Annotated in this window: 11 protein-coding genes; 8 read left to right on the top strand and 3 right to left on the bottom strand. The window is 41.1% G+C overall.

The annotated features are described in order from the left end of the window. Nucleotides 1–248: 248 nt before the first annotated feature. A complete protein-coding gene (locus tag BMY70_RS15035; protein WP_090336229.1) occupies nt 249–1,151 on the top strand; it encodes a metallophosphoesterase family protein in 903 nt (300 codons plus the stop codon). A 165-nt stretch (nt 1,152–1,316) separates the two neighbouring features. Here BMY70_RS15035 and BMY70_RS15030 read toward each other — a convergent pair whose 3' ends face one another. Continuing rightward, nucleotides 1,317–3,764, bottom strand: coding sequence for a TonB-dependent receptor (locus tag BMY70_RS15030; RefSeq protein WP_229209617.1), 2,448 nt, complete (start codon nt 3,762–3,764; stop codon nt 1,317–1,319). A 540-nt stretch (nt 3,765–4,304) separates the two neighbouring features. Here BMY70_RS15030 and BMY70_RS15025 point away from each other — a divergent pair. Then, a complete protein-coding gene (locus BMY70_RS15025) occupies nt 4,305–5,090 on the top strand; it encodes an alpha/beta hydrolase (protein ID WP_218148629.1) in 786 nt (261 codons plus the stop codon). A gap of 84 nt (nt 5,091–5,174) precedes the next feature. On the opposite strand, the gene BMY70_RS15020 is transcribed toward BMY70_RS15025, so the two are convergent. Beyond that, a complete protein-coding gene (locus tag BMY70_RS15020; RefSeq protein ID WP_090336226.1) occupies nt 5,175–5,546 on the bottom strand; it encodes a hypothetical protein in 372 nt (123 codons plus the stop codon). A 548-nt stretch (nt 5,547–6,094) separates the two neighbouring features. On the opposite strand from BMY70_RS15020, the gene BMY70_RS15015 reads away from it, so the two are divergent. The 6 genes from BMY70_RS15015 to BMY70_RS14990 all read left to right on the top strand — a co-directional run bounded on the left by BMY70_RS15015 (nt 6,095) and on the right by BMY70_RS14990 (nt 12,946). Continuing rightward, entirely contained in the window at nt 6,095–8,470 is a 2,376-nt protein-coding gene (locus BMY70_RS15015; RefSeq protein ID WP_090336224.1) for a TonB-dependent receptor, read from the top strand. A gap of 38 nt (nt 8,471–8,508) precedes the next feature. After that, the gene (locus BMY70_RS15010; protein ID WP_090336222.1) at nt 8,509–9,744 is read left to right on the top strand and encodes a DUF4374 domain-containing protein; all 1,236 of its coding nucleotides are present in this window, start codon (nt 8,509–8,511) and stop codon (nt 9,742–9,744) included. A 153-nt stretch (nt 9,745–9,897) separates the two neighbouring features. Then, the gene (locus BMY70_RS15005; RefSeq protein ID WP_143072104.1) at nt 9,898–10,113 is read left to right on the top strand and encodes a hypothetical protein; all 216 of its coding nucleotides are present in this window, start codon (nt 9,898–9,900) and stop codon (nt 10,111–10,113) included. Nucleotides 10,114–10,304: 191 nt separating this feature from the next. Continuing rightward, nucleotides 10,305–11,591: a PepSY-associated TM helix domain-containing protein gene (locus BMY70_RS15000; protein WP_090336219.1), complete on the top strand. Its 1,287-nt coding sequence runs from the start codon at nt 10,305–10,307 to the stop codon at nt 11,589–11,591. Next, a complete protein-coding gene (locus BMY70_RS31535; RefSeq protein ID WP_090336217.1) occupies nt 11,500–11,970 on the top strand; it encodes a Fur family transcriptional regulator in 471 nt (156 codons plus the stop codon). The genes BMY70_RS15000 and BMY70_RS31535 overlap by 92 nt, the downstream gene beginning before the upstream one ends. Nucleotides 11,971–12,067: 97 nt before the next feature. Continuing rightward, nucleotides 12,068–12,946 carry a helix-turn-helix domain-containing protein gene (locus BMY70_RS14990; protein WP_090336215.1) on the top strand — a complete coding sequence of 293 codons (879 nt, stop codon included), beginning with the start codon at nt 12,068–12,070 and terminating at the stop codon, nt 12,944–12,946. 52 nt (nt 12,947–12,998) lie between these two features. Here the strand turns inward: BMY70_RS14990 and BMY70_RS14985 are convergent, their stop codons facing one another. Beyond that, the gene (locus BMY70_RS14985; protein WP_090336213.1) at nt 12,999–14,990 is read right to left on the bottom strand and encodes a RagB/SusD family nutrient uptake outer membrane protein; all 1,992 of its coding nucleotides are present in this window, start codon (nt 14,988–14,990) and stop codon (nt 12,999–13,001) included. Between the last annotated feature and the right edge of the window lie 4 nt (nt 14,991–14,994).

Here is a 14,994-nt window from a genome sequence, read left to right as displayed (position 1 = left end):
TGAATTATAGCAGGCATCCATTTAACAAAGGCTCGGAATATTTGTCGCAGAGATAGGGCAAACATCCGGATAGCTTTTTTACATTATTCCTGACAAGGTCAGTTACATCTTGTCCTATCCCTTCCGGAAACTTCCGGATAGCAATAAAATCGGTTTGCTATAACGATAACAAAAGCTTAACAGAGAATTCAAAGCAGATTTATCCCGAATTTCTACATTTGCAGCCATTATTTTCAGTAAAAAATAAGATGGAAAGAAGGTCTGTACTAAAAAATATCGGGGGACTATTTTTAGCTCCCTCACTGATTCCAGAAGCATCGCCGGCGGTTGATAAGCCTGTTTTGCGGGTCGCACATATCACGGACGTACATTTAAAAAATGCATTAGGCGCACCTGAAAAATTTTCAAAATGCCTGCATCATATTCAAAAAAAAACTCCCAAAGTCGATTTGATTTTGAATGGCGGCGATATTGTATTTGATATGAACAAAGAGAATATCACAACCATTGATGCCCAGTGGAAGCTTTATAAAAGCATTTTGAAATCTGATAATAACATTCCGGTTCAGTACTGTCTTGGTAATCATGATATTTGGTGGAGCGAAAATAATAAGGGGCAGGCGGTTTATGGAAAACAATATTCCCTTGACCAGCTGCAATTATCCAAACCCTATTACAGTTTCGAAAAAGCGGACTGGAAATTTATTGTTTTGGATAGTGTCCATCTCGACATTGACAATACTTGGTACATAGGCAAACTGGGTGAGGAGCAATTTAACTGGCTTGAAAATGAGTTAAAAAACACCGCTGCGAATAAGCCTGTATTGATACTTTCCCATATTCCGATTCTTACAGCTACATTAATGGTTGAAGATAATATTGTGAATAAATGGGAAATGCTCGGTGGCGATATGCATACCGATACTTCTAAAATTATCAACCTCTTTTATAAATATCCCAATGTAAAACTCTGTTTGAGCGGACATATCCACCTTCGTGACAGGGTTGAGTATAACAACGTTACGTACATATGCAATGGCGCCGTAAGCGGAGCATGGTGGGAGGGTAATCGGAGACAAACAGCGCCTGGTTATGGAATTTTGGACCTTTTTACAGATGGTAGTTTCCAGGAGCGTTATGTAAATTACTGATTCTGAAAATATTTATACAAACAGCTGATTGCTCAGATAAATTGTTTTGGGCTGCATGTCAAAACAAAACATCCTTCATTATACTTCGGAAAGTTAATGAAGGATGTTTTATGTAATACTTAAAAAGAGATTCAGAAGATTTTATTATAAGTATGAAGTCTGTTATCATCCTCCGGTTTTTACATTTTTCTGATCGTCGTTATTAATTTTTCTGGTGTTCGTATTTTTCAGTAAGCCTCCGAATTCCCAGTTTATCGACAGTCTGAAAGAGCGCATCAGGCGACGGTTGCGAAATGTTGATTCAAAATCATATGCTCTCACAACTTCATTCCGGGAGAGGTAGCTGCCGAACGGACTTACCGTCGTGAAGCTGATTGTCAGTTTTTTAGCAGGGATTTCTTTTTTTGCGGAGAAACTGTAATAGAACCAGGAGGATTCATTTCCTTGCAGGGTTACACTTCGCGCGTCGTAATCTCCATAAAACTGAACACTGTAATTGTTACGGAGTTTCCAGCTGCTGTTCATGTTAATTCCCCAAGCCATACCATCGTTGCTGATGTCAAGTGCTCCGCTGCGATATTTTGCATAACGTATATTGGCGTTACTATTTATCTTCCAGTTAGGCAGCAGAGCTGCAGAAGTGGAAAAGTTGATACCATATTGAGCGTTCGAAGCAAGATTTTGCATGGTTGACGTTGCTACGCCGTCTTCGCCAATTTTTACAATCGTTTCAATAGAATTATTAGTTTTTCTACCAAAAATGGAAAAATTCATGAACAAATCTGTATCAGTTTGGAGCGCGTATGTAAATTCTGCCTGATTTACCTCCTCAGGCCGGAGACCAGGATTTCCTACGGAGATATTATTCGGATCCTGGCTATTGGTATTAGGATTTAAATCCCACAATGACGGTCGGGAGATACGTTTCGTATAACTTAGCGTCAGGTTGTTATTTGCATTTATCTTCCTGAATAATGTTGCGCTTGGCACGAAATTCCAAAAATTGTTTTTGAACGACGTGCCCGGATTTCTCTGTTTTCCTTCGAGAAAAGTCCCCTCCATCCTGGCACCTGTTTGCAGGGCCCAGCCGCTATTCCATTTCAATTTGATCTGGCTGTAAGCTGCCAGCACATTCTGGTTGAAATCAAAGATATCTGATCGAGAAGGGACAGGGACGGTCACATCGGTCTGGTCGTCTATACTCTCCTGAACTTCGTATACCGTCCCGCCACTTCTGAGAATTGCCTTAATTCCACTTTCCAGCGCATGTTTTCCCGATTCAGCCAATGGAAGAATGTAGTCGCTTTGGAATGTCCATTCGTTATTGTTGGTCCGGTTATTGTTCAACTCCCGGTAAATTGGAATTTTTTCGATGCTCGTTTGCAGCGAATTATAGTTGAAATCATCTACGGAGCGGTTGTGCTGGACCATCAGATAGAGCTCTTCACCAGGCCTTCTGAATTTGCGGGTATAGCCCAGATTTAGATCTATACCTTTACTTGGAGCCTTCGTTATTGCATTCTGAAAATACTCATCAATTAAAACGCCGGTCTCTGAAAATCTTCGGTTTGTTTGTTCTTTGTCCTGTGGCCATCTGCCGAGCCAGCCGTTGACAGAAAAGTTAAACAGGTTCAGGGAATCCGGTGTGAACTCGATTTGAACATCTCCGGAACTATGCGGATTAGTATTGTCGCTGATCGTTTCTTGCAACAACCGCCCCGTTGCTTGTCCGTTTTGTAAAGTATTTCGTTCCAGGCTAGTTAGTTCCTTACTTCTGAATCGGTGTATATGAAGTGTTGAATTAATATTCCATTTGTCGCGATTTATTGAAAGTCTGGGATTTATTGCCTGTTCGAGATTTCCACCGACTAATTCCAAGGTGCCACTGACACTTTTGTGACCTTTTTTTGTGATGATATTAATAACACCTGCAGCACCTTCTGCGTCGTAACGTGCTGATGGACTTGTAATTACTTCAACTGATTTGATCGATCCGGCAGGCATCATGTTTAAGGCATCACCCGGGCTGCGGGCCATTTGTCCGGAATATTTTCCATTGATTAAAATCCGCAAATTTGAGTTGCCTCGCATCGTTACGTTTCCCGCAGCGTCGACATTCAGGATTGGCGCTTTACGAAGCACATCGGCGGCAGTCCCTCCATTATTGCTGATATCCTTTTCTGCATTATAAATCAGCATTCCAGGTTGTTGCTCAACAAGCTGTTTGCTTCCTTTGATCGTTACGGTATTTAGTTCATTCACTCCCGGCGACAAAAATATTTTTCCAAACTCAAAAACAGGTTTTTCCTCACTGATACCGAAGGGAAGGTTTTTCTGCCCATATCCTACAAATGACAAGTTCAACAAGTATTGTCCCGTTGTAATATCTGCCGATTTAAATAATCCATTTTCATCCGAATAGGTGAGCGCAACCACTTTTTGATTATTATCCAGAATGCTGATTGTTGCAAATTCTATGTTCTTTTTTGTCAATGAATCTGCGATAATTCCCTTTACTGCAAATGGTGTTGTCTGTTGTCCCATCAGCGGCACAGCAAATAAAATGAATAAAAAAAGGACACAGGAAGTCAGGTATTTATAATAATTTTTCATAGCGAAGGTCTCATAAGTTATCAGGCAGGTCTAAACTTGCCATTGATTATTCCGGGGAAATTAATGATGGTTACTAAAAGGATTTTTACGTAAGATTTTGTATCCGAAAACTTTATTTTTTTGAATCTGCAAATGTTGCATTAGCATAAAATTTACCTGGTCAGTGTGCTTTTTAAGTAGCATAAGTCTTTGGTAGCCGAAGTGAGGTATTGAAAAAATAGAAATTTTTGAGCTCCTCCAATTACATAGTAACAAGCCTCCATGCTGTCAAACAGGTAATTACTAAATAAAATTTTGACGTAACCGAAGGAAAGTTTTTTATGCAGAAGTCCTGACTTTCAAATAAAAACACTAATAAGAAGTTTGACCAAAATTAGTTCACATTACAACTGTAAAGTAGGAGTTGCAGAAGGAACATGGTCATTCTACATCGTTTTCGGGATTTGATCCATGGCAATTCTAAACGCTCGCAGGTAACTTTATCGACAAATAGACAAGGAGTAGGGAGATATTTTAACACTCATATAAATAACAGGAATCATGAAAAAGTTTCTATTCCAGAATACAATCATCGTGAAACTCACAGCTATCGCTTTCCTGAATATGCTGACTGTTTTTTGCACTTTGGCTCAGTCTCCTTCCGGGATCAAAAACATCGTTCTTGTACACGGCGCATTTGTAGACAGCTCGGGCTGGGAACCGGTTTATAAGATTTTAAAGAATAAGGGTTATTTGGTCAGCGTTACGCAACAACCTTTAATTTCATTTGAGGGTGATGTAGCAGCTGTAAAACGAGTTTTGTCGATGCAGGATGGCCCCTGTATTTTAGTAGGACATAGTTACGGAGGGGCGATCATAACGGTTGCCGGGAATGATCCGCACGTCGCTGGACTTGTGTTTATTGCAGCACATGCTCCTAACAGTGGAGAAAGTGAGGGAGCAAACGGTAAGCTTTATCCGTCTGCATATAAATCTCTGCAAACGGGGACTGATGGATTTGATTATCTGCTGCCGGAAATGTTTCACGCTGATTTCGCTGCTGATTTACCGAAAGATAAAGCTGAATTTATGGCTGTCTCACAGATACCGACAGCCGATGTCGTTTTTCATGCGATCATTCAAAATCCTTCCTGGAAGACAAAGCCAAGCTGGTATATGATTGCCGGGGCCGATCGTGTTATAAATCCTGATCTCGAACGAATGTATGCAAAAAGAGCAAAAAGTCAAACTATCGAAATAACAGGTGCAAGTCACTCTGTTTTTGTTTCGCGTCCTAATGAAGTTGCGGACTTAATCGTAGCCGCGGCAGTGGGTGCTGAAAAGTAGTCTTTCAGCATTCGTTGAAGACTTTTTTATTATAAAATAGTCAGCAGAAGTAAAGTACCGCTGACTATTTTTCTGGTCAATCTACTATTTTTCTGCAATCACCTTTTTGATTTCCTCACACATTCTTCGAATACGCCGGTAAGACGACCTGCTGTTTTCATCTTTGTCCAACTGAATTTCTAAATCTCCCGGTGCGGAAATGATCTTAAAATTTGTCTTATCATCGAGGATGGTTGAAATGTTCCAGTCCTTATTTTCTTCAAAACGAGTGGGATATATCTCCTTATTAATCAGCTTCTGAACCCTTTCGGTTTTCGAGGGATTATACTGCGCTGTAAATCTGAATTGATCGTCGGAGTCTTTTACGGCAACCTTTAAATCATTATGGTTTGTACAAGATGCCGCAAAAGTGGTGATAAGGCACAGGAACAAAAGAAATTGAAATACATGTTTCATGGCTAAATGGTTATTGTTTAAACAAGGTACTATGCAATGTACAGTAGTTACTTATTTTCTTCCATATGAAATACATAAGTGGATGAAGGAGCTGATGAACAGTATTATCTGATAAAATATCTGCCTAACTGGTTAATGTGTTGGTGTTTATGAGATTTCTGTCCCCGTTACTTTCCGGTGAGATATGCAAAGTTTTCGCTTTTCTTAAAGAAACGGTATATGAAGATGTGCAGATTGTCCAACTCAACCGGCAAATTGTGTAAGTGGAACCAGATCCCGAAGTGTACTTTTGTGAGACTATTTAGAATGAGTCTATTTATGTATAGCGCAGATGCTGTGAATTAAAGTATGATTCTATTTACGGTTTTTACATGATTACGCTACTACCTCTGAAAATGTTGCTTTTCCAAAAAAATAAATATTAACGTATGACCTGACTATTATCAAGCTCTGATTTAATAAACGAATAGAAAAAGCCGGATGGCTGCAACCACCCGGCTCGTTGCGCAGACGCGCAATGCCTATAAACGCTGAAACATTTTAAAGCAATGCAAATTAGTAAAATTCTGCATACAGGGCTATTTTGTGCCCTGTCATTTATAACCCTCGCTCAAAGTCCTACTGCAACTTTAACCGGAAATGTAAAATCCGAGGATGGTGAAACGTTGCCAGGTGCAGCTGTCGCGCTCAAAGGAAGCTCTTTTGGCTCATTTTCCAGCAGCGACGGCAAGTACACGTTGGAAAACATAAGACCCGGATCTTATCAGTTGATCGTTTCTTTTATGGGTTACCTGCCTCAATATAAAGAAATTACGATTAAAGCAGGCGATCGTATCCGTCACAATTTTCGTCTTGCTCCTGATACGAAAGAACTGGAGTCTGTTTCGGTAATCGGGCGCACTGAGACCAAAGAAATTAATCGCCAGGCTTATAATGTTACGGCCATCGATGCCAAAAAACTTCAAAACTCGACGCTTGATCTGTCTCATGCGCTCGACCGTGTGTCCGGTGTAAGAGTTCGTGAAAGTGGCGGGGTTGGGTCTAATATGAATTTTTCCCTGAATGGATTTACAGGACGCCAGGTCAAATTCTTCCTGGACGGTGTGCCGATGGATAACTTCGGATCGTCCTTCCAATTGAATAACATTCCAATAAATCTTGCTGAAAGGGTAGAAGTTTATAAAGGAGTTGTTCCGATCTGGCTTGGTTCGGATGCGCTCGGAGGGGCTGTCAATATTGTCACAAATACGAAACAGAACAGTTATCTGGATGCATCTTACTCTTACGGTTCGTTCAATACGCACCGAACGGCGATTAATGCAGGATTTACGGCAAAAAATGGTTTTACAGCCCAGATCAACGCTTTTCAAAATTATTCCGACAATAATTACTGGATTAACGTAGATGTCGCTGACGTTAACACGGGAGAATATTTTAAAAATCAGCGCCTTAGAAGATTCCATGATACATATCATAACGAAACCTTAATTGCTAATGTCGGTGTCGTAGGGAAAAAGTTTGCTGACAGATTATTAGTTGGTATTACGCTTGGAAAAAACAAAGCTGAAATTCAGACAGGCGCGAGAATGGTCAGTGTTTTCGGACAATGGCATAGAAGAGGAAATATCGTCATGCCTAGTTTGAAATATCAGAAAAAAGATCTTTTTGTTAAGGGCTTGAATGTTAATATTTCTGCTAATTACAACCTTGGACAAGAACAGAACATCGACACGGTTTATCGTCGTTATAACTGGTTCCAGCAATTCAAACAATATGAAGGATTGGGAAGTGAAAGAGAACGTTCACTTTACAAATACCGGAATAATAATGGTTTAGCTACTGCCAATGTTAGCTACCAGATTAATAACAAACATTCATTTACGATTAATAATGTTTACAATACATTCAACCGGAAAGGAAAAGATGAGCTTTATCCGGATGCCGATAAATATGAGCAGCCAAGGATTAATACAAAAAATGTACTTGGACTGGGTTATAAATATGATTACAGTGATAGATGGAATACGTCAGTTTTCGTAAAACAATTTACTCAGTACAACAAATATTCGGTATCATATAATCCAAGCGGAAACTGGGGAGATGTTGCCTACCTGCATCAAAAAAACAAGTTTAGCAAACTGGGATATGGTATCGCTTCTACTTATTTCGTTGCCAGAAATCTTCAATTAAAAGCTTCATTTGAAAAAAGTTACCGTCTGCCCGAGACAGATGAATTGTTCGGCGACTTGCTTAACCTGGAAGGTAATATTGATCTCGATCCTGAAACGAGTAATAATTATAATCTGGGTTTCAATTACCAGACGAGCATCAACCGAATTCACCGTTTCAGCATTGATGCGAATGTGCTTTACCGCGATGCGCAAGGATTTATTCGTCCTAAATTAAATGCAAACCAGACCAAGCAGGTTATGGATAACCTGGCAGATGTGACAAACTTTGGAGTAGATGGAGAGGTGCGTTATTCATTCAAACATTTGCTAACAGCCGGTGTAAACCTGACGTACCAGGAACTTCGGAATAATACAAAATTCGAAGACGGTTATACAACCGAAAGTCCGCTTTACCGTGACCGTATTCCCAACATGCCTTTCATGTTTGGTAATGCTGATGCGGCCGTTTTTCTGAAAGATTTTGGAAAAAAAGGAAACACTTTGACATTTGGCTATAACCTCCTTTTTGTTCACGCTTATTACCTGTACTGGCCAAGTTTAGGAAGTGATAAACTTGATATTCCACAGCAGTTAAGTCATGATGTTAACATCGTTTATGCGATGGCGAACGGAAAATACAATGTGGCTTTCGAATGTAAAAACATGCTGGATGCGAAGCTCTATGACAATTTCAGCCTTCAAAAACCAAGCCGCGGTTTCTACATCAAAGTAAGATATTTTATCAGTAAATAAACTTAAAATCAATCCAATAATTTATAATTAACAGAAAAATGAAAAAGTCATATTTACAGTGGTTTTTTGTGTTAGGAATGGGAATGTTCTTAGGCGCGTGCAGCGATGATGACAAAACTGTTGATCCGGGAACAGAACCAGGTGAAGTTACGGCTTCAAGATATGTTGTTGCATCCACACCTGTGGGATCTCAGGGAGTTGCGGATTATCTGTTGACGACAAGCGATTTGTCCCAGGGCACAATCAGTACCGTTGGAAAAGGAATCGAGCAGGATGGTTCTTACCGTTATTATGTTACTCATAAAGGCAAATTTTTCAGTTTGTTGTATGGTCAGGGAAACCCGGGCGCTGTAACGACTTATTCGGTCGACGAAAAAGGAGAATTGGTAAAAACTTCCGATTTTCAAAGTGAAACGGTTCAGGTCTTTACGACTGCCGGAGATGATATTCTGACGATCAAAGTTCCGAGAACCGGAAACGAAAGCGCTTCCTGGTTCAGAATCAACGCGGACCAGTCTAAAATCGTAGGAGAAGGACAGGTAAATATCGTGAAACTTGCAGGAAACGGCGAGCGTGCTCACTTTACCTGGGCTACGCAGGTTGGAGACAAAGTTTTTGCTCCCTACATGAGCATCAAAGGTGTAGCACCGGACGCATTCGGTACTGCAAATCCTGATAGCAGCTGGATCGCGGTTTTTTCTTATCCTGGAATGCAGCTTGAAAAAGTAATCAAAGACAACAGAACCAGCTTCATCGGTTCATATTTTAACAACGGTTTGGCAGTCGATGAAAACGGCGATGCGTATGCGTTCTCACCTGCTTCTGCAACCAACAGTGGTGTTGCCACATCTAAAAAACCTTCGGCGATCATCCGGGTTAAAAAAGGAACAACTGAATTTGATCAGAGTTATTTCTTTAATGTTCAGGAAAAATCAGGTGGATATCACATCGCAAACCAGACGTATTTAAGCAAAGGTAAAATTCTTCTATACATGTATGGAACGGTGAATACTGCGACTGGTGCGAAAAGACTTGCGATAGCTGACCTTTACAACCAGACATTTACCTGGGTTACAGGAGCTCCTGAAAGCATCGCTTCCGGATCTGCTTCTTACAATAACAATACGATCAGTGCGGATGGAAAAACAGTATTCGTTGGTATTAATACAGACGCAGGAAGCTGGGTTTACGGCATTGACATCGCGACGGCGACTGCAAAACAAGGCTTGAAAGTTGAGGGTGGCGCGATCACGGCGATTGTAAAAGTGAAATAACTAAGAGTTAATATCACGGAACAATCCCTGCCGACCTAAATAAGGAAGGCGGGGTTTGTTTTTGATAATCTTCTAAATATCAGCTGTTGTGAAATCGTTCTTCATTTTGCTTGCTTTTATTTTGTGTTTTTTCGTGTTCAAAAAAAAACTGAAGTGAACGCACCTCCCAAAAGTTATTTCCAGACAAAATGGAAAGTCGAAATTGAAAAAAATATAGAGGTCATCAGTGTTGTGCCAAATCAGATTGTATTGCCAATTGAGCCTTACGCAGTCATATTATCCGGGAGCGGAAAGGCAACTTTGGATCAGCCCGTTGCCGTATTTCCAATTTCGCTGAAAGATGCTGGGGAGTCATGGCAGTTTGATTGAGGACAGGTATCCTGAAAATTAACCTGGCTACGGGTGCCAGGTACGAGTATCAACTTGAAAGCGGGAATATCCAAACAGATTATTTCAAAGCCACATTGCTGAATACCGCACGTGCCGGATCAGTTCACCGTTTTAACAAATTATAAAACAGAGAGAAGGTTATTCGTAACTTTTTTTAGCATTAATGGATTATGTCAACTTTCAGAAAAATCAACAACTGGCTGCATTTATGGCTGGGACTTGCATCGGGAATCATCGTTTTTATAGTTTGTATTACAGGCTGTATATGGGTTTTCAATGAAGAAATCACTGGTTTATTAGAACCGGAAACAAAGGTAGAACGTCAGGAAAAGCAAGTCATTATGCCTTCAAAATTGATGCAGATCGCGGCGGAAGAATACCCGGACGTAAAAGTTTCTTATGCCAATTATCAGCAGGGCAGAGCTATTAACCTTGGTTTGGGTGAGCGACGTGGACCGAATATCACGTTGAAGGTTAACCCTTATACCGGTGAAATCATTTCCAGAGAGGTTCATAAAAAAGGAGAGACAAATTTCTTTCGCTGGATCCTCAATGGTCACCGCTTCCTATGGCTTCCTTTCGAAATCGGCCGCCCGATCGTGAATTACGGAACGTTGGTTTTTGTGATTCTTTTGGTTACCGGACTTGTCTGGTGGTATCCTAAGAAATGGACAAAAAGCACGAGAGATAAAAGTTTCAAGGTCAAATGGGGCGGCTCTTTCAAACGTATTAATCTGGATTTGCATAACGTGCTTGGCTTCTACTCACTTTTATTCCTCCTGGCTATTGCGATGACGGGAATGGTATACGGGATCAAATGGTATAGCGAAGGACTATATTGGGTAACATCCGGCGGAGATTCATTACCAGGAAGGGATCGCGAGGCGAATTCGGACTCATTGATGGCCAACAAACTTTACACACCCCAGCAAGCGATTGACAAAGCCTGGACCACGGTAATTACCAGACATCCCAAGTCGGAAGGTTTCTATTACAGTTTCCCGGATACTGCGAAAGCAAAATCGCCGATATATGTAACTGTTTATCCAAACAGCGGCCAATTCTATAATAACCAAGGTTATACCTTTGATCAGCATACGTTAAAAGAGCTGCCAAAAAACAAAGTGTACGGTGCGGAATTTGACAGCGCGCCTTTTGGTACCAAGTTAAGAAAAATGAATTACGACATCCACGTCGGAAGCATTCTTGGATTTCCTGGCAAAGTGCTGGCCTTCCTTGCCAGCTTGAAAGGAGCGAGTTTGCCTGTAACCGGATTTCTGATTTGGTGGGGAAAAAGAAATAAAAAAGACAAAAAGAAAACACCGAAAGTTTTTTCCAAAGCTGTTGGAAATACGTACAGCGATAATGTGCCGCCAAAACCCAGGCCTTCATTCACACCGGGGATCAAAAAATCGCAGGTCGCGGAACGTACAACGACTAGTACTTCATCACTTTAATAGTTTAGAAACAGTAAGTCCAGTTTCTTCCCCATTCTTGGTTCAGCGTATATACTATATCGGTTACTCAACAAAAAAGGTTGTCTTTAAAAATTTATTTGTAATGATCTTATCAGACGAAATAAAGAATTATTGTACCTCTAAAAATTTACGCTGTACCAACAATCGTCTCATGTTAGCCGATTATTTACAGAAATTGGAGGGTAAGGCTGAGGCAGACACTTTATATATGATGTTTCGTAAAAACGGGATAAAAATTAGTCCGGCGACCATTTATCAGATGCTTGACTGGATGGTGAGACAAGGTTTCGTGACGCGTATACCTGGTGATAACCGAAGAAATGTATACTGTGTTCAGCCGGGTCCGATGGTTTCGTAGAAAGTGAAAATTATTTTTATTTAGAATTAAAATAAATAACTTAGCGGAAAATTATGTTTCAGCTCTGGTTTTACCAGTTCTGAAGGAATTAATAGCTATGAAATATAAGAGTACCGGGGTGAGAGCGGGTGAGAACGGTCTAGTAAAAACCAACGAGTTTCCTCTTCATGACATGGGGGAAGATTTTTTTGCAATGACAACGATTGAAGGTGGTGAAGATCATTTTTTTAACGGGATCCATCGTCATGATTTTTATGAGGTTCTTTGGTTTAGTAATGTAAAATCAGAGCAGGCGCATTATATTGACTTTGTTAAGTACCCGATCGCCGAGAATCAGGTGTTTCTGCTTTTGCCTGACCAGGTTCATAACATGGACAAGCGCGGCAAAACCGGATTTTTATTTGCGTTGTCCAAGGATTTTTTTGAACGGCTAATTGCAAGTGATATATTTAAACTGTTTTATCATTCGACTAATTTTACGGTAGTAATCCCGGAAGAGCAGTTGAAGTTGTTTCATACGCTGAAAGATCTGATCCAGACAGAACATGAAGCCGGAAAGCGTCCGGCGATTCTTGAATCTTACATCCGTAGCTGGTTTCTGCATTGTATTGAATTGAAAAGAAAGGAGGCAAATGATCGTATACCTGATTCACGCTTACGGATCTTGATAGAATCCGTAGAGGTCAATTTTAAAGTAGAACGCAAAGCTTCATTTTACGCGCATGAACTTTCGCTGAGTCCGAAGAGGCTCAATGAGTTAACAAAAAATTCTTTCGGCAAAACAATTACACAAATTATAAACGAAAGATTGATTCTCGAAGCAAAACGTGAGATAAGCTGCTGCGAAAAGCCGATTAAAGAAATTAGCTATGAGCTTGGTTTTTCAGAACCGTCGTATTTCACCCGCTTTTTCGGAAAACAAACGGGATATACGCCGGAAGATTTTAGAAGGAAAATGGGAACGATGTATAATTAAAAACAAAAAAGCGGCCGTAAGAACATACTTACAGCCGCTTTTTTGCTAAATTTTAATAACCTGCCGGTGCAGTTCCGGCGGTTGAGGTCCAACCCGGATTCTGGTAAATCGGCGATGTTGTTACGTCATTACCTGTTGAGGTAATGATGAAGTGCTGCGCTGCAATCGGGTTAAGGTAATGTGCCATTGCCCAGCGACTTCCTTTATAAGAATCTGAATTGCTGCGGATCTGATGCGGTCTCAGATAATCACTAAGCGCCGGATCGGAAACGATAGCTGCGTTGTTTCCCGCGCCATAAGTCAGCTGCGCGGCTGTAAACCAGGATTTCATCGGTCCCCATAATTTAAATCCTTCCACATGGTAGGGAGTATTGATCATCTGGTCCATCGCTCTCCATCTTTTCAAATCCATGAAACGAAGTCCTTCAGCCATTAGCTCATTACGGCGTTCGCGACGGATGTTGTATAAGGTTGGGGAAACAATTTGATTCGCCGAGTAAGCGCCCCAGTCTCTGGTCTCTTTGCTCATCTCCGTAGCCGCTATCGTTTTTTCGATATCCGTGCTGACTTTCGCACGGGTCCTGATTTGCTGCCAGTACGTTTTCGCATCTGCATCCAGTGTACCGTTTTTCTCATACGATGCTTCGATGTAATTTAAATAAGCTTCTACCGCCCTGAATGTAATTGAACCTGTATAACCCGACCCGTTTCCACAGTGTGCTGCGTCGTAGGTAAGTCCTTTCCGGATTGTGTAGCCAGTCGAATATTTTTTTTCTAAACTCGATTCCCAGATCTGAGGAGTTGGCTCGATTTCGGTGGCATTCGAACCTTGTGCAAGATTCAGCAATACATTTTTCTGACCAGGTTCTTTCAAAAATAAGTTCAGCCGGCCGTCTCTTCCGGTTCTTACATCAGTGATATAATCATCCCCCTTGTATCCGCTTCCGGCAGCATAAATGGGTAATCCGTTTTCCATTAAGAAACTTTCAACCATACTTCTTGTCAGGCCGACGGCGTAATTTCCAGCTTGTGCATGAACCGGAACATTGTGTGTAACAAGCGTGCGGTTATATTGTCTCCACATCAAAACCTCGCTGTACCCGGACATGTTTTCCGCACTGAACATATTAAAATACGGGTTTTCATTATTAGAAGAAAGTATAATACCCGTGTTGTTAACCAGTGTAACTTTCGATGCTACCTCCTTGGCGGCGGTCATAGCCTGAGTCAGGAAGTAGTCGATTTCCCCATCGATACTTCCGGAAGGAAACTGATAGGAAGCATTGTAAGATTTACCGTTTCCAGGCCATTCGGGACCTTTTGGAACAAAGGCAGTTCCTTTAAAATATTTCAGCCAGGTTCCTTCGTACAGTGCAACGCGGGATTTTACCAATTGAGCAACGGATTTAGAGATTCGGTTAGTACCACCGACAGGAGATGTCTGCTGCATCATCAGCGCGGCGGAATCAAGATCAGAAATAATGAATCTTGCTACCTCATTTCTTGGATTGCGGATACTGGCTTGTGTCAATATTTCCTTGTTATCCGGAAATGTATTTCTGATAATAGGGAAGTCGCCCAGTGCCTGCAGTTTTGTGAAATATTCGAAAGCACGAAGGAAATATATCTCGCCGATGTAATGTCTGATATTGGCATCACTTCCGGTGATTTCGCCGTTTTTAAGTCGCGGTAAAACCGTTTGCAAAAAGTAGTTCAATTGGAAAATATTAGTAAAGCTCCAATCGCCATCAGTTACCGGCACGCGCCAAAGTCCTGGAATATACTTGTTGTTTAGACCTGGAACCGCCATGTTATCTGTATTTTCATCGGTGCCAAAAGTGCCGAACGTCCAGTTTACGTGGGATGGCAAAATGGATGGGTAACGCGCCACAGCATAAGCAGCAAGCTGTGATTCTTCACGCAGATAATCATCCGGCGTGATCGAAGAAAGCGGCTGCTGATCAAGATAGTCGTTACAGGAAGTTGCCAGAAACAGCATCAAAACCAGTAGTATTACGTTGTTTTTATATCTTAAAAAATTCATGTTG

The sequence above is a fragment of the Dyadobacter koreensis genome, assembly GCF_900108855.1.
Taxonomy (GTDB): Bacteria; Bacteroidota; Bacteroidia; order Cytophagales; family Spirosomataceae; genus Dyadobacter; species Dyadobacter koreensis.
This window is presented reverse-complemented; position numbering and strand designations above follow the sequence as displayed.

Coding starts and splice junctions, on each gene's coding strand:
- BMY70_RS15035 (WP_090336229.1), top strand. CDS start 249: ATGGAAAGAAGGTCTGTACTAAAAAATATCGGGGGACTATTTTTAGCT.
- BMY70_RS15030 (WP_229209617.1), bottom strand. CDS start 3,764: ATGAAAAATTATTATAAATACCTGACTTCCTGTGTCCTTTTTTTATTC.
- BMY70_RS15025 (WP_218148629.1), top strand. CDS start 4,305: ATGAAAAAGTTTCTATTCCAGAATACAATCATCGTGAAACTCACAGCT.
- BMY70_RS15020 (WP_090336226.1), bottom strand. CDS start 5,546: ATGAAACATGTATTTCAATTTCTTTTGTTCCTGTGCCTTATCACCACT.
- BMY70_RS15015 (WP_090336224.1), top strand. CDS start 6,095: ATGCAAATTAGTAAAATTCTGCATACAGGGCTATTTTGTGCCCTGTCA.
- BMY70_RS15010 (WP_090336222.1), top strand. CDS start 8,509: ATGAAAAAGTCATATTTACAGTGGTTTTTTGTGTTAGGAATGGGAATG.
- BMY70_RS15000 (WP_090336219.1), top strand. CDS start 10,305: ATGTCAACTTTCAGAAAAATCAACAACTGGCTGCATTTATGGCTGGGA.
- BMY70_RS31535 (WP_090336217.1), top strand. CDS start 11,500: ATGTGCCGCCAAAACCCAGGCCTTCATTCACACCGGGGATCAAAAAAT.
- BMY70_RS14990 (WP_090336215.1), top strand. CDS start 12,068: ATGAAATATAAGAGTACCGGGGTGAGAGCGGGTGAGAACGGTCTAGTA.
- BMY70_RS14985 (WP_090336213.1), bottom strand. CDS start 14,990: ATGAATTTTTTAAGATATAAAAACAACGTAATACTACTGGTTTTGATG.